The sequence below is a fragment of the Microcoleus sp. A2-C3 genome (assembly GCF_036706065.1).
Lineage (GTDB): Bacteria > Cyanobacteriota > Cyanobacteriia > Cyanobacteriales > Microcoleaceae > Microcoleus.
On the sequence record NZ_JAUBVX010000008.1, the window covers coordinates 12,387 to 32,085 of the forward strand.

Annotated in this window: 13 protein-coding genes and 1 pseudogene; 6 read left to right on the plus strand and 8 right to left on the minus strand. The window is 45.7% G+C overall.

Annotation, left to right across the window (positions count from 1 at the left end):
- The first annotated feature begins 55 nt into the window (after window positions 1–55).
- The 4 genes from QUB66_RS06675 to QUB66_RS06690 all read left to right on the plus strand — a co-directional run bounded on the left by QUB66_RS06675 (window position 56) and on the right by QUB66_RS06690 (window position 9,867).
- The gene (locus QUB66_RS06675) at window positions 56–3,175 is read left to right on the plus strand and encodes an AAA family ATPase (RefSeq protein WP_332966953.1); all 3,120 of its coding nucleotides are present in this window, start codon (window positions 56–58) and stop codon (window positions 3,173–3,175) included.
- A 504-nt stretch (window positions 3,176–3,679) separates the two neighbouring features.
- Window positions 3,680–6,985 carry a PAS domain-containing sensor histidine kinase gene (locus QUB66_RS06680; protein WP_332966955.1) on the plus strand — a complete coding sequence of 1,102 codons (3,306 nt, stop codon included), beginning with the start codon at window positions 3,680–3,682 and terminating at the stop codon, window positions 6,983–6,985.
- A gap of 287 nt (window positions 6,986–7,272) precedes the next feature.
- The gene (locus QUB66_RS06685; RefSeq protein ID WP_332966956.1) at window positions 7,273–9,144 is read left to right on the plus strand and encodes an adenylate/guanylate cyclase domain-containing protein; all 1,872 of its coding nucleotides are present in this window, start codon (window positions 7,273–7,275) and stop codon (window positions 9,142–9,144) included.
- Window positions 9,145–9,264: 120 nt separating this feature from the next.
- The gene (locus QUB66_RS06690) at window positions 9,265–9,867 is read left to right on the plus strand and encodes a Uma2 family endonuclease (RefSeq protein ID WP_265234524.1); all 603 of its coding nucleotides are present in this window, start codon (window positions 9,265–9,267) and stop codon (window positions 9,865–9,867) included.
- Window positions 9,868–9,877: 10 nt separating this feature from the next.
- Here the strand turns inward: QUB66_RS06690 and QUB66_RS06695 are convergent.
- The 7 genes and pseudogenes from QUB66_RS06695 to QUB66_RS06725 form a co-directional block, all read right to left on the minus strand.
- A pseudogene (locus QUB66_RS06695) lies at window positions 9,878–10,057 on the minus strand (YebC/PmpR family DNA-binding transcriptional regulator); the annotation flags it as partial.
- 65 nt (window positions 10,058–10,122) lie between these two features.
- Window positions 10,123–10,683 carry a restriction endonuclease gene (locus QUB66_RS06700; RefSeq protein ID WP_332966958.1) on the minus strand — a complete coding sequence of 187 codons (561 nt, stop codon included), beginning with the start codon at window positions 10,681–10,683 and terminating at the stop codon, window positions 10,123–10,125.
- Between the two features lie 75 nt (window positions 10,684–10,758).
- Window positions 10,759–12,312: a hypothetical protein gene (locus QUB66_RS06705; RefSeq protein ID WP_332966959.1), complete on the minus strand. Its 1,554-nt coding sequence runs from the start codon at window positions 12,310–12,312 to the stop codon at window positions 10,759–10,761.
- A gap of 197 nt (window positions 12,313–12,509) precedes the next feature.
- Window positions 12,510–13,277, minus strand: coding sequence for a YebC/PmpR family DNA-binding transcriptional regulator (locus QUB66_RS06710; RefSeq protein ID WP_332966960.1), 768 nt, complete (start codon window positions 13,275–13,277; stop codon window positions 12,510–12,512).
- Window positions 13,278–13,392: 115 nt separating this feature from the next.
- A complete protein-coding gene (locus QUB66_RS06715; protein WP_332966962.1) occupies window positions 13,393–14,031 on the minus strand; it encodes a histidine phosphatase family protein in 639 nt (212 codons plus the stop codon).
- A 174-nt stretch (window positions 14,032–14,205) separates the two neighbouring features.
- Window positions 14,206–15,336 (minus strand): endonuclease NucS domain-containing protein, encoded by a 1,131-nt coding sequence (locus tag QUB66_RS06720; RefSeq protein ID WP_332966964.1) that lies wholly within the window; start codon window positions 15,334–15,336, stop codon window positions 14,206–14,208.
- A gap of 138 nt (window positions 15,337–15,474) precedes the next feature.
- Complete coding sequence (locus tag QUB66_RS06725; RefSeq protein ID WP_332966966.1) at window positions 15,475–16,158, minus strand: class I SAM-dependent methyltransferase; 684 nt, start codon at window positions 16,156–16,158, stop codon at window positions 15,475–15,477.
- Window positions 16,159–16,458: 300 nt separating this feature from the next.
- Here QUB66_RS06725 and QUB66_RS06730 point away from each other — a divergent pair, with 300 nt between their 5' ends.
- On the plus strand, window positions 16,459–18,315 hold the full coding sequence (locus QUB66_RS06730) for a polysaccharide biosynthesis/export family protein (RefSeq protein WP_332966968.1): 1,857 nt from the start codon (window positions 16,459–16,461) through the stop codon (window positions 18,313–18,315).
- 183 nt (window positions 18,316–18,498) lie between these two features.
- Here QUB66_RS06730 and QUB66_RS06735 read toward each other — a convergent pair whose 3' ends face one another.
- Window positions 18,499–19,218, minus strand: a complete 720-nt coding sequence (locus QUB66_RS06735; RefSeq protein WP_332966970.1) for an SGNH/GDSL hydrolase family protein — start codon at window positions 19,216–19,218, stop codon at window positions 18,499–18,501.
- A gap of 152 nt (window positions 19,219–19,370) precedes the next feature.
- Between QUB66_RS06735 and QUB66_RS06740 the strand changes: the two genes are divergently transcribed.
- On the plus strand, window positions 19,371–19,694 hold the full coding sequence (locus QUB66_RS06740) for a polymorphic toxin type 24 domain-containing protein (protein WP_332966971.1): 324 nt from the start codon (window positions 19,371–19,373) through the stop codon (window positions 19,692–19,694).
- Window positions 19,695–19,699 lie beyond the last annotated feature (5 nt).

The following is a 19,699-nucleotide window of genomic DNA, read 5'->3' on the forward strand; positions in this document are numbered from 1 at the left end:
AACAGCACACAAATAGTGTTATTTATAAGTAGATTGTATGGCGCGATGGCCTTAAATGATTCCTATACAACTTACACTCAAAAATTTTCTCAGCTATCGCGAAGCTGCTTTAGACTTTCGCGGCCTGCACACCGCTTGCATTTGCGGGCCTAACGGTGCTGGTAAATCTTCTCTGCTAGAAGCGATCGCCTGGTCACTTTGGGGCTGTTGTCGCAGCGATACAGAAGACGATATCATTCATATCGGCGAAATTGATGTCCGCGTTGATTTCACTTTCTCCACGGGCGGCCAAATCTACCGGGTGATTCGCAACCGCCGGCGCGGACAATCGGGGAGTTTGGAATTTCAAGTCAGCTTGAATTCTGCTACAACTCAGGATGGACTTAGTTTTCGCACGCTCACGGACAAGGGGCTGAGAAATACTCAGCAGAAAATTCTCGAACATATCAAATTAGATTACGATACTTTTATTAACTCGGCGTATTTGCGGCAGGGGCGTGCTGATGAGTTTATGCTCAAAAAGCCGATCGACCGCAAGCAAGTTTTAGCTAACCTCCTCAAGCTCGATCGATACGACACTTTATCCGAACAAGCCAAGGAAAAAGCCAGAGAATTTAAAGCCAAAGTCGAAGTCCTCAAACACAGTTTACAAGCCGTACAAGAGCAACTGCAACAAAAAGAGGCGATCGCATCCGAACAAACTCAATTACAGCAAGCAACCGATTTGCTCTCTTCACAGCAGCAAGCCGACACAGCACATTTGCACCAACTGCAACTCCAACACCACAACCGCCAAACTTGGCAAAAACTCCTCGCAGGCCATCAGCAACAGCACTATAATATTTCTCAAGAATGCCGCCGCTTGCAGCAAGAACTCAGCGCCGCCAAGCAGCAGCAGAATGAGCTACAAGCCCTGTTGACACAAGAAAATGAAATTACAGCCGGAATTGCCTATTTTCATAGCTTGCAATCCACCGAAGAATCTCAGGCTGGTAAATTCAAGGCTCATCAACAAGCCCACAATCAGCGCCAAAACTTGCAAGAACAGCAACGGCAAGAACTGAGCCTTTTGCAAAACAAAATTCAGCAATTGCAAGCTCAATTAGATGTCTTAGAACAAGATGAAAAAGATGTTCTAGATGTTCTCAAACAGCAGCCGGAGGTTGACAAAGGACTCGCACAGTTGCAAGCAGCCCGATCGCGCCTCAATGAACTAGAGCAACTGCAATTGCAAGTTTCGCCGTTGCTACAACAGCAGCAGCAGTCGCAAACTAAGCTCGATCGCGCCCACGCTGGTTTAACCGCCCGCTTAGCCGAAATCAACCGACAGGTGCAAGTTCAGCAACAGCAGCGACAGCCGCAATTACAGCAGGAAATCTCGGCCATCGCCCATCAAATTGTGCAGTTGGAAAACAAGCGAATTTATCAGGAGCGAGTCCGCGAAAAAGGCCAAGAAAGGCACAGCTTTCTGGAAAATCTGCAAGCCAAAAGCCGCGATTATCAAACCAGACTCACCGAAATTGACCAAAAACTGCAACTGTTGCGGAAAAATGAAGGAGAAACTAGCGCGGGTGAAGGTAAATCAGCCAATTTTGCGGAAACTCAGGAAGTGAATTCGCCTTTAATTGTCCGGGATGCAACTTTTGGCAATTGTCCTTTGTGCGATCGACCTTTAGACGAACACTACTGGAATTTGGTAGTCACCAAACATCACTCCCAACAGCAGGAAATCTGGAACCAACTGTGGGTTGTCCGCGAACAGTTAGCCGTCTCCGAACGCGAAATTCAAGTTCTCAGAAACGAATACCGCGAATTAGAACAGGAATTAGCACCTTACCAAGAATTGCGGGAACGCCGCAGCCATTTGCAAGCACAATTGGATAGCCTGGGCCAAGACGAAACTCGACTGCAAAGTATGCGTCTTGACGCTGCGGAAATCGAGCGGTTGCTGCGTACCGGCGAGTATGCAGCCGATGACTACGCTGAACTCCACCACATCGAACAGCAACTGCAATTGCTCAATTATAGCGATCGCAGTCACTCCCTCGCCCGCAGCGATGAAAAGCGGTTGCGGTGGGCGGAAATTAAGCAAGCTCAAATCAAAGATGCTCAACAGAAACTCAATAAAATTAACAGCCGCCGCCCGGATTTGCAAACTCAATTAGCCACTGTACAACAACAGTTAGAACTGCAAAAAAATAGCTCGGAAATTCAGCAGCAAATTCTGTCTTTAGATAGATACATTGCGGAAGTTGGTTATAATTTGGAACAGCACGAACACGTCCGCAGCGAAATGCGTAAAACGCAATTTTGGATCGCCCGCGCTGAAAAATTGCGATCGGCAATTCAGCAATTCCCGCAAGTCCAGCAGCGGGTTAATGAAATCGCCAATTCTATCGCAGTGCGCGATCGCGATTTGCAAGCTGTCACCGCTCAAACATCGGCGATGAACCAGCAGTTACAAGAACATCCCGATCCCACAGCCCCAATAAGTGCGATCGAACAGCAAATGGGCCGCCGCCGCCAACAGCTAGACCAACATTTGGGAAGTCTCGGACGACTCCAGCAGCAGCAGCAAAATCTGGAAGCTTTGGAAGTTCAGCTAGCCGCTCAAAAAGAGCAAATGCAGGTTGCTAAACGCCAATACAAAGTTTATCAAGAGTTGGGTCAAGCCTTTGGCAAAAATGGCATTCAAGCTTTAATGATTGAAAATGTTTTGCCTCAACTCGAAGCTGAAACTAATCAGATATTGTCGAGATTGAGCGCGAATCAGTTGCACGTTCAATTTATTACTCAGCGGGCGGCGGCTGCTAAAAAATCAACTAAATTGATTGATACTTTAGACATTTTAATTGCTGATGCTCGCGGGACTCGCGCCTACGAAACTTACTCCGGCGGCGAAGCTTTTCGGATTAATTTTGCGATTCGGCTGGCGCTGGCGAGATTGTTGTCTCAGCGGGCGGGGACGGCTTTGCAAATGTTGATTATTGATGAGGGATTTGGGACTCAGGATGCTGAAGGGTGCGATCGCCTGATTGCTGCAATTAATGCGATCGCCTCTGACTTCGCCTGCATCCTCACCGTCACCCATATGCCGCACCTCAAAGAAGCTTTTCAAGCTAGGATTGAAGTAAGCAAAACTGCTCAGGGTTCTTGCATCAGTTTGTCAATTTAAAATTGTTATACCATTTTGAATTTTTAATTATCGATTCAAGATGCAGCGGTTGAAACCGCGTCTACACAAACAAAACCCGGATGGTGCGCGGGTTGAAGATAAGACTGTTTATTCCCCGGAGATCCCCCTAAATCCCCCTTAAGAAGGGGACTTTGAGAACACTCTTGTCCCCCCCTCTTCTTCAGGGGGGCTAGGGGGGATCTCCGGGCTTAACTGAACCGTATTCTTGTATAGGCGCGAATTCCATTCGCCCGCTCTTCAACCCGCGCACATCCGGGTTTTGTCTGTATAGGCGCGAATTCTATTCGCCCGCTCTTTGATTCGCTCTTCCTTCCATTCGCCCGCTTTTCCATTCGCCCGCTTTTCCATTCGCCCGTGGGCTTTTTGGGGTTGCTGGGTTTGTTAGGTTAAACTAAAAATAAGCTTATAAAATCAGAGTGCCTCAAGCTATTAATAATTTATTATTGTTCTATTCGCTCCCTTGGAGTTTGGATATTGCTACCGATGACAACAGACTCTTTTCATCTGTCTCTGCTAGAACGAGCGATCGCAGCGTCGAGCAACAGCATCCTGATTGCAGATGCTAGCAGCCCTGACACACCTATTATTTACTGCAATCCTGCTTTTGAGAAACTGACGGGTTACAGTAGCGAAGAAGTTATGGGACGCAACTGCCGATTTTTGCAGGGTGCCGATACCGATCGCGCTGAATTAGACAAACTCCACAGCAGTTTGCGATCGGGAACAGAAATCAAGGTAGTTCTCAAAAATTACCGCAAAGACAAAACTCCTTTTTGGAACGAATTAACCGTTTCCCCCGTTCTAAATGGCGAGGGAAAATTAACTCATTTTATCGGAGTTCAAAACGATATTACCAAAAGAATCACAGCCGAAACAGCCCTGCAAGAAAGCGAAAAAAGATTGCGGGCGATCGCCACTGCGACTCCCGTTCCCATCCTAATTACACGCCAGTCAGATAGCGTGATTTTGTACGCAAATCCTGCCCTAGGCAAAACTTTTAATTTGAATTCAGAACAGCTTATAGGTAGTAAAAAGAGCGACTTTTATGCCAATGTGAGCGATCGCAGTCAATTGCTAGAATTCCTCAAACAAAACGGCTTTAGCGACAGCGATCAAATCTGCTTAAAAAAAGCAAACGGCAGTTTTTTTTGGGTAAAGATGTCGATGCGATCGATTGATTTTAACGGCGAAGCAGCAATTTTATCGGCATTTTACGATATTACCGCTCGCGTAGAAGCAGAAACAGCACTACGCCAAAGCGAAACCAGGTTTCAAAAGTTGGTTGCCAACGTTCCCGGCATGATTTATCAATTTCAGTTAGCAGCAGACGGCACTTTTGCATTCCCCTACGTCAGTTCTGGCTGCCGCGAACTCTACGAATTAGAACCAGAGGTGCTCCAAAATTTAGCTATTACTGCGATCGAAATGGTGCATCCAGACGATGAACAAAACTTCCAGGAAACTGTTGCTATCTCAGCTACAACTTTAGAGCCTTGGCGGTGGGAAGGCAGATTAGTTTTACCGGGCGATCGGATCAAGTGGGTTAGCGGGGCTGCCCGACCAGAACTGGGCGAAAAAGGTGATATTATTTGGGATGGCTTGTTGATTGACATTAGCGATCGCAAACTTGCAGAATCAGCACTGCGGCAAAGCGAAGCCAGATTTCAAAAAATGGCCGCCAACGTGCCGGGAATGATTTATCAATACTTGCTGCATCCCGACGGTTCTCATCAATTCATTTATGTCAGTCCCGGCTGTTGGGAACTGTACGAATTAGAACCCGAAAAACTCAAAAAAAACGCAGCTTTTATGTGGTCAGCAGTGCATCCAGACGACATAAAATTTTTGTCAGAATCCCTAGCTATTTCCGCAGAAACTTTACAACCTTGGAAACATGAAGCGCGGATCGTAACCAAGTCAGGAAAACTGAAATGGATTCGCGCCATTGCCCGCCCCGAACTGCAACCGGGCGGCGAGATACTTTGGGAAGGCGTGACAATCGACATCAGCGATATCAAGCTCGCAGAAATCGCCTTGGGCGACTCAAAAATCGCCCTGGAACAAGTCAATCAAGAACTCGAAAAGCGCGTCCTAGAACGCACGGAAGCCTTGCAAACTTCCCAGAAAATGCTGTGGTTGGTAATCAACAACATCCCTCAGTTTATCACCTGGAAAGATCGAGATTCAGTTTACCTGGGCGGCAATAAAAATTTTGCCAAAATCGCAGGTTTCAATCATCCCACTGAAATCGCTGGTCTCACCGACTACGATATGCCCTGGAAACCAGAAGAAACAGAATTTTTCCGAGATTGCGATCGCCGGATCATGGCAACCAACACCCCAGAATATCACATTATTGAGCGCCAACTGCAAGCCGACGGTACTCAGCGCTGGCTGGATACAAATAAAATACCTTTGCACGACAATTATGGCAATGTGGTAGGCATTTTGTGTACTTTGGAAGACATCACCGATCGGCTTTCCCTAGAAGCTAAAGTCCGAGGTAGCGAGGAACTATTTCGCAAAATTTTTGAAGATGCACCCATCGGTATTTACTTAGCCAATTTAGACGATCACCAGTTGGTACGAGTCAATAAAAATTACTGCGAAATGCTTGGATATACCGCAGCAGAATTGCTCGGCAAAACATTTATAGAAATTGGACATCCCGAAGATCGACCCAAAAAAATCCAAGTTGCTGCTGCTCTTTATCGGGGAGAAATTACCAGCTATCAAATCGAAATCCGCCAGATTGCGGCGACAGGTAAAATTGTTTGGGTGAATGTGACATCTACTCTGATTCGAGATGGCGAAGGAAAACCTATTTACAAATTAGGGATGATTGAAAATATTACCAACCGCAAAATTTCCGCAGCAGCACTCCAAGCTTCAGAATCTCAATTGAGAAAACAAGCAGCTCAATTGCTAGAAGCCTACGAAAAACTCCAACACGCTCAAATCCAATTAGTTCAATCTGAAAAAATGTCGAGCCTCGGTCAAATGGTTGCCGGTATCGCCCACGAAATTAACAATCCCGCAACTTTTATTCACGGCAATATTTCACACACAAAAACCTATTTTTACGATTTAATAGAACTGTTGAATCTCTACCAGTATTATTACTCGTCCCCAGCTCCTCAGATTGCTGAAAAAGTTAAGGAAGTAGACTTAGATTTCCTCAAGGAAGATTTTCCAAAAATGCTAAATTCGATGATAGTAGGAGTAGAAAGAATCAGTAAAATTGTGTTGTCGTTGCGGAACTTTTCGCGACTGGACGAATCAGAAATGAAGCTAGCAGACCTTCACGAAGGAATTGAAAGCACGCTGTTAATTGTGCAGCACAGATTGCAGCATGAACGTAAAGAAAGCCGGATTGAAATTATTAAAGATTACGGAGAAATATCGAAAGTCTACTGTTGTGCGGGGCAGTTAAACCAGGTATTTCTCAACATTATCAGCAATGCGATCGACGCTCTAGAAAACCACAAGCAACTCAGGACGATCGTGATTCGTACTGAAATGAAAAAAGCTGGGTTGAACAATAGTACAAGCAATGTCGGTGAGGGCGATCGCATTGTAATTTGCATCGCAGACAGCGGCCCGGGAATGACCGAAGAGGTTGGTAAGCGGCTGTTTGACCCATTTTTTACCACAAAACCGGTTGGGTCTGGAACAGGCTTGGGACTGTCTATCAGCCATCAAATTGTGGTAGAAAAACATAAGGGAAGTCTGCGGTGCATCTCAGCGCCCGGACAAGGAGCAGAATTCTGGATTGAAATTCCGGCGTAAATGATGGAAATTTAGATCGGACGTACGGTTTTAAACCGCGCCTACACCAACGAAGTCTACCTCCGTGGACTGAAGAAGATAATGTTATTTTAACCGTTCGGTCTTCAACCCGCTGGGAGTGCGTGAAAGTTTGTAGAGGCCCGGTTTCAACCGCCCGGTCTTATTTTAATGCCCAATTGCCGTCGGTGCTTGAGTTATCAGGGTTTTGAATTTAACGGCACTGAGACGCCGAAATTAATCTCACTTGTGCGGTGTGCTCATCTGCTGCCATTATTCGCTAGGCAATTATGCTGAAAAAACTACCTTTATCCTGGTCTCGCTACGTTCCAGCCGGGTTGACACTTCTTTTGGGTGTCGGATTCTCGGCCCTGGCATTTGCCTTGGTTTGGGACTGGGAAGACAGGCGCCACGATTACGAAATGCACCGCCGCATCGATGATATTTCGATCGGCATCGAACGCCAACTCAACTCGGACTTAGACGCAGTTCTCGCCCTCAGCGACTACATGAAAGCCTTTAGCGCCGTCGAGCGTTCATCTTTTGCCAGCTTTGTCGGCCGCCCCCTATCTGTCCACCCCAGCCTGCAACTCTTGGCTTGGGCCCCTCGCGTCCCCAATTCCCAGCGGGCCAACTACGAAGCCCAAGCCAGAAGCGAAACCGACTCCAGTTTCGAGATTACAGAGCGCGGCCCTGGCGGAGAACTGCGCAAGGCCCGCCAGCGTTCCGAATACTTCCCGGCTTTCTACGTCGAACCAACAGCCGGAAACGAGACAACATTGGGCTTTGACCTTAACTCCTACCCAGAAATTCGCGCCACGATCGATCGCGCCCGCGATACTGGAGAAATGATTGTCACTAGCTACGCCGGCTTTGGGGTCAACTCCCCGGAACCGGGTCTTTTGGTAATAGTTCCGATTTACAAAAATAGCACTAAACCGACTACCGTGGAATCCCGCCGCCAACTGCTGCAAGGATTTGTTTTGGGGGTATTTCAAGGCAAAGATATTTTCCAAACCTCTTTAAAAGGACGCAATACCGACTACCTCACCATTTATCTCGCCAGCGAGGCTCCAGACAAGCAAGAAGCAGCGCCGCTGTTACCGCCAAGGGCCGACACGGTTCTCCAAAACTTCGCTGCTAACGGTCAAATTCCGCAATTTGCGGTGCTGTTCCAACCGGCGAGCCAACAAGTGCTGACCGCATCGGTGGCTGCGAAACAAGATCTCAGGTCAAATTGCCCGATTCAAGACGAGCAAGATCCGGAGCGCCGAGCTTGCCAAAGGATGCTGAAAATTAGCGGCCGCCCGTGGTCTGTGTACGTGTCCGCAACGCCGGAAATTCGGAAGACTCGCAAGCACTGGCGTTCTTGGGGAACTCTGACGATGGGGATGTTGTGGACTCTGCTGCCGGTGACATATATGCTGACAGCTTTGAGCCGCACCACCCAAATCGAAAAGCTAGCCCGAGAAAGAATTCTCCAAGCCGAACAGTTGCAGACTGCTTACCAACAGTTGGAACTCGAACAAGGGAAATCCGAGCAACTGTTGCTGAATGTTTTGCCGGCGGCGATCGTCCTGCGTTTGAAGGACAATGAACACAATATTGCCGAAAGTTTTGGGGAAGTAACTGTGATGTTTGCGGACATTGTGGGGTTTACGGAGCTTTCTTCGAGAATTTCAGCGACTGCGGTGGTGAAAGTGCTCAACGATATTTTTTCGGCTTTTGACCATTTGGCCGATCGCCACGGTTTGGAGAAAATTAAGACTATTGGTGATGCTTATATGGTTGTGGGCGGTTTACCTACGCCACGAGAGGATCATGCGGAGGCGATCGCGAATATGGCGATCGATATGCTACACGAAGTTCGGATACTCAGTTTAGAGCATTCGGAGCCTTTCAGCATTCGGATCGGAATTAGCAGCGGCCCTGTAGTTGCCGGCGTCATTGGCTTAAAAAAGTTTATTTACGACCTTTGGGGCGACACAGTAAATATTGCCTCGCGCATGGAATCCCACGGAATTACCGGCTGCATTCAAGTCACCACCGAAACCTACGAAATATTAAAGGATAAATATACTTTTCAGAAGCGTGGCGCGATTCAAGTTAAGGGAAAGGGATATATGGTTACTTATTTACTCACAGGCAAAAAAGATGATTAACACCGCCCAAAAGCGGATACAAGGCTGCGATTCCCCGATCGACTAAGACTTTCGATCGCCAAGCTAAAATATGATAAGTTCAATGTATTCTGTCACGCCTGCACCAAATGAGGAAAAACCATGACGACGCTGCTAATTCAAACCGAAAGCATCCCACTGATCGTCAATCTCCCTGCGATCCAATCGATGAATGTTGAACAGTTCTATGAATTCTGTCTAGTTAATCGCGATTTGAGAATTGAGCGTACAGCCAGTGGGGAAGTTATCATTATGCCACCAGCCTTTTCAGATACAGGGAACCGCAACCTTAAAATTGCCCTACAATTGGGGAACTGGGCAGAAGAAGATGGCACAGGTGAAACGTTTGACTCCAGTGCAGGCTTTACCTTGCCCAATGGAGCCACCCGCTCCCCGGATGCCTCATGGATTAAACTAGAGCGTTGGAATGCCTTAACTGAAGCACAAAAAGCCTCATTCGCCCCGATTTGTCCAGACTTTGTGATCGAATTGCGGTCTTCTAGTGACACTCTCAAGGGATTGCAAAAAAAGATGCAAGAATATATTGACAACGGTGTATCGCTCGGCTTCTTGATCGATCGCAAAAACAGAAAAGTCTACATCTACCGTCCCGATCGCGAACCTGAAATCTTGGATAATCCTGAAACAGTGAGCGCAGATCCAGAGTTACCGGGATTTGTCTTGCGGATGGCAAAAATCTGGTAATGCGAGATCGTTACACCATACTCAAAGACATCAATTCATCTGTCATTTCAAAATTCGCCGTCACACTTTGCACATCATCCAAATCTTCCAGTGCATCCATTAACTTAAGGAGCGATTTGGCTTTTTCAGGAGTTTCTATTTCCACTGTATTGCTCGGAATCCAGCGATTTTTTGACTGCAAAACTGTAAAATCTTGTTGCTTAAAATGACACTCCCCGCTCTTTCATAGACTGGGATTCTTGGTTCATAGATCCCTTATTTTTTAGCTCGAATCACTAAATCAATTAACTGTTCTCGTCCCCAGAGTTTTACCCCATTCGCTTGAGCCAGTTTATGAGCATTTGCTGTAAACTCGCTGTTCGTAATTGCGATCGCATCCTGGGCCCCGTAATACTTAACAGCACTCACCACTTCTTGCACAGCGGAATTTCCCACCTTGCCTTGATAGCGTTTTGCCTGAACAACGGTTTTCTTGCGGGCTTTAGAGAGAATCAAGTCCGCACCAAAATCCCCCGTTTTGGGTGTCATTTCGACCGCATAGCCGAGATTGCGGAAACAGCAGGCTAAAAATTCCTCAAACTCTTCTCCCGTCATGCGATCGACCTGATCGATTAAATACCCAATCTCTGGGACTTCTAACCGCGTAGAACCTGCTAAAATCTGCTTGAATTTTTTCAGCAGAATTGCACTCAACTTAGCAGAAGGAGAATGAGCAGGTCGAGAGGGAGTTGGTGATTCAGTATCGATTAAATCAGCAATCTTTGGCACGTCTAATATCGTAGCAATTTTTAAAATTTTCTTGAAGTTTTGTAGCATATTGGAATTCAATTTATTAGTAGAAGCAGAATCAGAAGATCAATAGGGAATTTGTGATGCAGCTTGGAGTTCAGTTTATGCTTCAGTGGGTGGCGATACCGCATCCTCGCTCAAAGTTGGCTGGGCTTGTTTTTTCGCTTGCTTTCTTTTGCTCAAAACAGCCCGTTGAATTGTCAGCAAAATTTTTCCCTCTTGTTCATTAATTTCACCGTCAGCCTCGATAATCTCAGTGCATCGCTTTAAAAGTGGTTCGGCAAAGTCAAGTTCGAGTTGTTCGAGTAAAATATCCAACTTAGGAAGCAATTTAGACTTATTTGTCACAGCTTCAATCTCAGCTAAAGTCCTGGGATTTAAATTCGTTGCTTGTAATTCGGGTAATAACTGATCCCATCGGGTAAATTTTTGGCTGGCATAGACGACATACACCAAAATCCAATCCATTACGGTTTGTTGTGCGATCGCTTTTTCTAAATATTGCTCACTTTCCCCTTGCAATACCTCTCGTAAATCTCCCAGCTTAGTTTCGATTTTCGAGGAATCGAGATGCGCCTCATAAAACCGACAAGCACCGTATCCCAGCGCGTAAATCATTGCTGCACTGGCGCTAGCATTAATCACAGCACCAGCCAAGGGAATATTGCTGACAAGAGTAACTCCAGCTTCGATCGCTAAATTGCTACCCAAGGATAAACCGAAAATGGCGAGAACTTCTGCTTTGCGATCGCTCGATCGCAAATCCATGCCATAGGCGGCAGCAATTTGATAAACCAACTCGGCAGATAACGCCGTCATTGCCGCCAAATCCATGCCAGCCAACGCCAAAGCCGTGCCGGGGACTAAACTGCTAGCCAAGCCAGTTCCTGCCGCTAGCAAGGCTTTTTGCACCATCAAGTGATGTGCAATCTCTTGGGGTTTCTCGTGAGGATATTGGCGCTGTAACTCTCGAACTTTCGCCTCTGCCTTCACGACATCAACAGCATCTATAGCATTAACTAACCAGTCGATTTTGAACTTTTCAGTCAGTTTTTTCAGGATAGGACTTTGGGAAATCAAACCGATGGATGAACCCAAAAAATTGGGAACTTGCATTGCTGCACTTCCAGCACTCGCCGCTGCATTCCCCACAGCACTTGCGGTATTAACGATCGCACTTCCAGCACTTCCTGCTGCATTCCCCACAGCACTCGCCGTATTAACGATCGCACTTCCGGCACTGCCTGCTGCATTCCCTACCGCACTAGCCGTATTAACAAAAATCGCACTTCCAGCACTTCCTGCTGCATTCCCCACAGCACTCGCCGTATTAACGATCGCACTTCCGGCACTGCCTGCTGCATTCCCTACCGCACTAGCCGTATTAACAAAAATCGCACTTCCAGCGCTTCCTGCTGCATTTCCCACCGCACTCGCGGTATTAACGATCGCACTTCCAGCACTTCCTGCTGCATTCCCCACAGCACTCGCGCTTGTAGAGACGGCTCCCAAAACGGAACCGAACCAATGAGATTGATTCCCTCGTTTAGCCAGCACATCCGATTTTGGTCGATCGCTAATTTCTGCTACTTCGGTTGCTGATGGAAGTTCTGCTGAGTCGCTGCTGTCTGGGTTGATTTTGTTTTTATCTGGCATGGGTTTATACCATTTATAAAAAAGGTGGGTACAAAAAAAATATTAGATTTGTTTCCTTAGTTCTTGAAAATAACAGGTGCGTCGCTATTAAATTGTCGCTCTTTTTTGATGATTGTTGATGGCAACGCACCCTACGAATTTTGTTTTAGTTCTCTGATTTTATGCGGACTAAAGTCCTCACTACGAACCAAGGGAGTTTAAGTCATAATCGCCGACATCATTTCATCGGTCATTTCAAAATTAGCTGTCACACTTTGCACATCGTCCAAATCTTCCAGCGCATCCATTAACTTAAGGAGCGATTTGGCTTTTTCAGGAGTTTCTATTTCCACTGTATTGCTCGGAATCCAGCGATTTTCTGACTGCAAAACTGTAAAATTTTGTTGTTTCAAAACATCAGCAAGCTTTTCCAAATTAGCCACACTTGTCAAAACCTCTGCGCCTTCAGTATCCTCATCAATTGATATCAAATCATAGGATTCTGCTTCGGCTTCTAGGGAAGCTTCAAACAATTGTTCTTCATCAATCGGGCCGCTGATCGTACAAACTCCTTTGTGGTCAAACATCCAGCCCACACAACCAGTTTCGCCCAAATTGCCGCCATTTTTACTAAAAGCTTCTCGCAAGTCAGCCGCCGTGCGGTTGCGGTTGTCTGTCAGCGCTTCAATCAGAATCGCAACTCCGCCAATACCGTAACCTTCGTAGCGAATAGCTTCTAATTCCGAACTACCCCCGGCTAAACCGGCACCTTTGGCGATCGCCCTTTCGATGTTTTCACTAGGAATATCCGCCGCCTTGGCTTTTTCAATAGCTGTCCGCAGTTGAAAATTGCCAGCGGGATCGGGAACTCCGCTGCGGGCGGCGACAATTATTTCGCGAGATATTCTAGCAAAAACCTTGCCTTTAGCGGAATCAACTCTCGCTTTTTGGCGTTTAATAGTCGCCCATTTGCTGTGTCCAGACATACTGATTTAAGATTTTGAATTTAAAATGTGCGATCGAGATCAAATAAACCTAAGGTGCGGAGTGTACACCTTACACACATAGCATAAAATGCGATTTTTTGCACGAATCTCATCTTTAATTAAAGCGAACAACCGCTTCAGTGTCCGTGAGGTGGGAAGTATCGCCATTAAGTGCGATCGACCATTCGCCCTCACCGCGCACAACTTTCACCAAACAGCACAGAGAAGCCTTAATTTTTGTTTTAGGATCGCCCAATAGCCCGATCGCACTTCCCACAACCGACCCAGCGTGAGCTACTAATAATATATCATCAGGAAACTGTGCAGCGAGGCGTTTAGCAGTTTCCCCCGCCCTTTTGAGACAAGCTTCTCCGGTTTCGGGATAACTAGCAATACCGCCTTTGTAAGCAGCATCAATCCTCGGAAAACGCCTGCACAAATCCTCAATAGATTCAGTTTCCGGCATTTCCGTCATCCATTCAGGATTCAGCCATTCGCACAGTCCCCACTCTAATTTTATCGACAAATCAAGAGCTTCTGCCGCGTGATTAGCAGTTTGGACAGTACGCAGAAAAGGGGAAGCGAAAATGTGAGAAATTCCTTCACCTTTGAGGCGATTGGCGAGTTGTTTTGCTTGAACGTGACCGTCTTCGGAAAGGTGAGGGTCATAGCGGTGTTCTGCGGTGAGAAACCAGTCGGGGTTAACGAAGTCGATGCGGTTTCCGTGGCGTGCGATCCAGACTGTTTGTGGCATGAGTTGGTTTGAGTTTTGCTTCTAGATGTAATATTATATCAAAGTTTGTTAATTGGATTTCTTGCGAAGCTATTGACGAGAGTTTTTTTGACCGCAGATGCACGCATATAGACGCAGATGGATAGTGGATTGAGTAAGGGGTGATGGGGTGCGATCGTATTTGTTAATTCTCCCTTAGAGTTTTACTAATCTTGATTCTAAAGCTAAATTAACTATTCTTTCTAAAAAAGTGGATTCGTCACTTTTTCCAATTATCTTGAAATAGTATGTTATGGACATCGCTAATGGCGAACCGTGACGGTAGTTTCGTCCATACTTGCTCACATAAGATGCCAAATTCTTCATAACATAATTGTCTCTGTATACTGGATCATTCACAAATCTATCCCTTGCACCTAATGCCCTATAGGAGATATCAGGCATTAACTTAGCTGAAGGAGTAACCAGACCCAATTTGTACTCATCCTCATTAATCATTATGCCAATTCCCTTCCGAATATAACCTGTATCTGTGACTATTTCCCAATTAGTCCAAATTTTCATTCTAGCTAGGATTTTATTATTGTTGTATCCTCTGGGAAGTGGGAGCCATAAAAACATTGCAGGGCTATTTCGTCGGGGATCAAATCTAAATTCAGCAATCAATTTATTTTTCCCTAGACCATACTTAATACTACTAGAGTCAGTAATTTCCTTGATCCGTCTATCACAGCCTAAAATCTGTCTACGAACGCTCAAAACTCCTTCGCGTTCAGTTTCATTATATTGCTTGATAAATTTTAAAAGCAACCTTGGCGGTTCAGATAGAGTTTCGTTGCTGTATTGTTCTCGATATGTAATCCCTACTCGTGCAATATGTTCGGCATCTACATCTTTCAATTGTAAATATAATTTTTCCCCGTCAAGAACGATCGCAAATTGCAAAAACTGTAAAAGTAGATGATTGTACTTCCTATCTGTAAAACTATCCCTGTGAAAACTCGGCGCAATCGCGACTAAACGAACGGGTAGAGCGTAATCTACGCGATCCGCAAAAGGTTTGTGTTCCAACAAAGCATGATAATAACGAGTTAACTGCTGGACGATGTATCGATCTTCACCGTTTTTCAACTCCACCACAACTAACTGTTTATTCTCGTCCACCGCTATAATATCGCATCTTTGTTCGTTAACAGTGAATTGTCGCTTGATGACTGTCAAGCCGAGCAAACTCTCCAAATGAGCTTCGACAAAATCCTCTACAGCCTCTTCGCTGACAAATTCCCACCCTGTCCCTGTTTTTCTTAAGTCTGCGTTGCTCAGCATTTTGACCTTGGTATATAAAATAGTAATTATTGTCTTCCAGTCCGCGCACCATCCGGACATCGTTTGTATAGCCGCGAATTCCATTCGCCCGGTAAATTCCATTCGCCCGGCCACTTACATTGGGCCGGTAAATTACATTCACCCCGTAACTCGCATCATCTTATTTCCGCCTTTTTGAAACTCATAGGGAGCCTCTCTAATTTCCACACGAAAACTTTTGTTTTTTAATTCAGCAATAATCTGGTTTAAATGCTCGGATTCCTCCCCGCTAAAACTCTGCAACAGCGGAAACACCCGAACCTCCTTCGCAACCCGACACATTTCTGTAATTGCTTCGAGATGAAATTCTTCTGAAAGCAAATGAGAATAAGCAAATAAGAAATGGCTGCACAAAGCTAAATCAAACTGACCGTTATTGAATGGCAAAACTGGCAATTCAGCCTTCATGTAGCGGCCTTGCTCCAAACCAGTAGGAAAATCTGCTAAAAATTCCTGCATCGCTTTCATCCGCACTTCGCCTAGCTGGTACGGCGATTCAAAATTGTTCCACAGGTAGCCATCTACATTTGCCTTAACAGCGTCAATCACAGTTTGATATGTTTCTTGGATGCGATCGCCAATTTCCACCGCAGTAAACTGATAAACTGGATCGCAAGAAATTACCTTTTTACCTTGGCGAGTCATTTCGGCATTGAAACTCGCCGGGCCGCCCGCACAATCAAGAATTGCTAGCTTGAGGTCACTTGATGTCAAGCTAAACATTCCTATATATTCATCCAAGCAGCGTCCCCAGGGAATTACTTTATCTAATTTTAGTGACACTTGTCTTTGTCCCGCAGATATAATTATTTAATATTTTACCTCAAATAAGGCTAGTTTTTTCTATCTCTTTTATTGGGCTGGTTGATTTGTATCCCGAATTATGTATAAATAATTCTGAGAACAGTTGGCTGGCTTTACACTTTTTTGATAAATAAGGTACTCGACTGTCGCACAAATTTGATGAATCCACCTGTGGATTTTGCAGCACAGCGAGGCTACACTGGACAGAACGGAAAATAAACTAAAATTAATTAGTTAAATTGCGATCGTTCATTGGCAGGCTGCAACCAGGAAAGAAACATGAAACATACCGTTCAAACCGCTACAAGTCTTAGTTTGTCAGCACTCCTGGTGCTCAGCAGTTCGCTGCCCAGTATAGCTCAGTTGCCTGCCATCAGAACTCCTGCACCCACTCGGAACCCAAATCTGCCGAGAATACCGCCGCCGCCTCCGGGTTCAAGTTTGCCGATCGGCAATTCTGGTTCGCTGACACAAGAAGCAGCTTATACTTTAGGCCCGGGCGATCGCATTGCTTTAGATATCTTCGGCGTCCCAGAATTCAGCAAAGAATATCAAGTCTTAGTTGACGGAACCCTCAATCTACCAATCATTCGCAGCGTCTCAATTCAAGGATTGAGCCTGCAACAGGCCGCTACCGTCATTACCAAGCGATACGAACCCTTCATCAATGTTCCCGTTGTCACCGTGACTTTGATCGTTACTCGCCCCCTAAATATAGGTGTTGCCGGTGAAGTTACTCGCCCCGGTTCCTACAAAATTAATGCCAGCAGAGAAGGAACCGGAGGAGGCGTAAAATTTCCGACTTTGATGGAAATGCTGCAACTTGCCAAAGGGGTGACATCCGCAGGAGATATGCGAAACGTCCAAATTCGTCGTCCCCGCAGAGGTGGGCCAGAGCAAGTTATTACTGTTAATTTGCAGGATTTTTTAGACACGGGAAATTTGAGCCAAGATGTCACGATCCGAGATGGAGATACAATTTTTGTACCGACAGCAAGTTCTCTGAATACTCAAGAAGTCCGTCAAAGAGCTAGTGCTAACTTTTCCGCTGATATTACTAAACCAATTGGCGTGGTAATTGTCGGAGAAGTGAACAGGCCAGGGCCTTATACTGTATCTGCTTCGGATTTGCGATCGACTAACCAACAAACAGATCTGAGTTTTGTCTCTATCGATCAACAGCAAGGAGCAGGGGCAGTTGTCGGGCTACCAACAATCACTAGAGCACTCAAAATTGCTGGCGGTATCACCACGGAAGCAGACATTCGTCGCGTCCAAATCCGCCGCCGTATCAGAGGTGGCACTGAACAAACTATCATGGTAAATCTGTGGGATTTACTACAAAAAGGTGACGCAACTCAAGATGTTTTACTGCAAGAAGGAGATAGCATCATTATTCCGACGGCATCTACTGTAGACTTAGCTGAAGTTTCCCAACTTGGAAGTACGAGTTTCTCTCCAAACGCGATCGGCATTAATATTGTAGGGGAAGTGATCAGACCGGGAGCTTTGCTGGTGAAACCCAGTACATCCCTGCACCAAGCTTTGCTCACTGCGGGCAGTTTTAATCAATTGCGGGCGAAAAAAGACAAGGTGGAACTGCTGCGTTTGAACCCCAACGGTACTGTTACTCGCCGCACTATTAATGTGGATTTTGCTCAAGGGTTGAATCCTGACAATAACCCAACTCTCCGAAACAACGATGTAATTCTCGTAGCGCGATCGGGCTATACTAGGGTAGCAGACAATATCACTACTTTCTTGCAGCCGATAACAGGAGTTGCCACTGGAATCGGCAGTGTTAGTAACATTTTCACTGGGTTTCAAACAACTATAAACGCTTTTCAAAACTTATTTTTGGGAGGAGATTTCGAGCGAAAAAATCAGCTCGATCAGCTTCGTCAACAACGTGAAGATAGACAACAGCAACGTGAAGATAGACAGTTTGAAAGAGAGCGGCAAGCAGAAGACAGACAGCAGCAAGCAGAAGATAGAAGAGTGCAAGCAGAAGACAGACAACTACAACTTCAAGACAGACAGCGACAAATTGATGTTGAAAATCAGCGACTTCAGATTCAAAATCAACAACTTCAGCTTCAGCAGCAGTCGCCACAGCAAATTCAGTCTACTCCTTAGACATCATATAGCCTTTCTCAGAAAGATCAGGTACGCTTCCGGCATGGGCATAGGGCATAGGGCATAGGGCATAGGGCATAGGGCATACCTCACTTTTTTGAGAACCGCTATGAGGACACGGCATTGCCGTGTCCTGACTGTGGGTAATATTCATTCCGATGCCACCGGATTTGATATTATTTATCAGAAAGATGTGCGCGTTACAGAGGAAGAATTTAAAATATTTAACAAAACTTTCCTGTATATATCTAAACCTTTGGCATTGAGGTGAACGCCGTCTTTTGTTAAATCTCCATTCAGGGCTTTTTCCTGAAACAATGCTTGTATACCGCTAGATTCAACGGTCAGATTTTCGGCGGTGGCTACTTGATCGATGAGAACATTGATTTCGTCAACTCTGGCAATTGTTCCTGCTGATTTAGGATTGTAGCTGGCGGCAAGAGTTGAGTAAAAAGCAGGAATCAGAATAATTTTTTTTGTTCCTAGCGATCGCATAATTGCGATCGCCTCTTTCAAATTGCTGACAAATTGCTCGTCGCTAATCCCGTACATAGCATCATTTGTGCCGATCGCCAAAATCGATTTTTCGCAGGTAAACCCCTGGGGTACTACAAGTTTAAGCTGTTCTAGCAGCGAAACAGAACTCATTCCGCCGATCGCAAAATTAAAGTTTTCCGATCCCAAAGAATCACCCAGGGCCGAAGAAATAGAATCGCCCCAGACGCAACCTTGATATTGCCGATCTTTAATTTGCTGCACCTGATTGTACACAGAAACTTGCCACCACAGGGCAGAACTAACAGTGTCCCCCGAAGGTTGCGGGTTAGCCAACACCCGAAACGGGATGTACGCCGACAACAACAAAGCCAAGACGGCAGAGATTAATCTAAATTTAACTTTCATAAAACTTGCTACTCTGGCTGCTACTTGAGTTTATGCTATTCCTTTAACCAGCAGTCAGGATTTATGCAAATTTCCAGAAATTGCGATCTGTCACAATCCAAGTACCCCTACATATATCAAACTGAGGTGGTAAAATAATTTAGGAGTAATATATGTCTAAACCAGTGGATTGGACAGTTGGTATCCCCGCTAGCACCCTTATAGCCGTCGGAACCCAGGTAAGTGGCAGATTTCCTCTAGATGGAGCAAGTGTCCAAAACTTACTCTACCGCATGGATGGCAAGAACATTACCAGCTATATCGTCTACGATGACAGTGGACGGGCAATTAAGCGAGTAGACTTGACAGGAAGGGCTCATGCAAATGTGCCGACACCTCACGCCGTTGAATACAAACACAACCAAAACTCAGCAGGAGACATTTACGTGCAAGCTGAGAAAACAGTTAGGCCAGCTAGATTAGATGAAATACCCTAGAAATT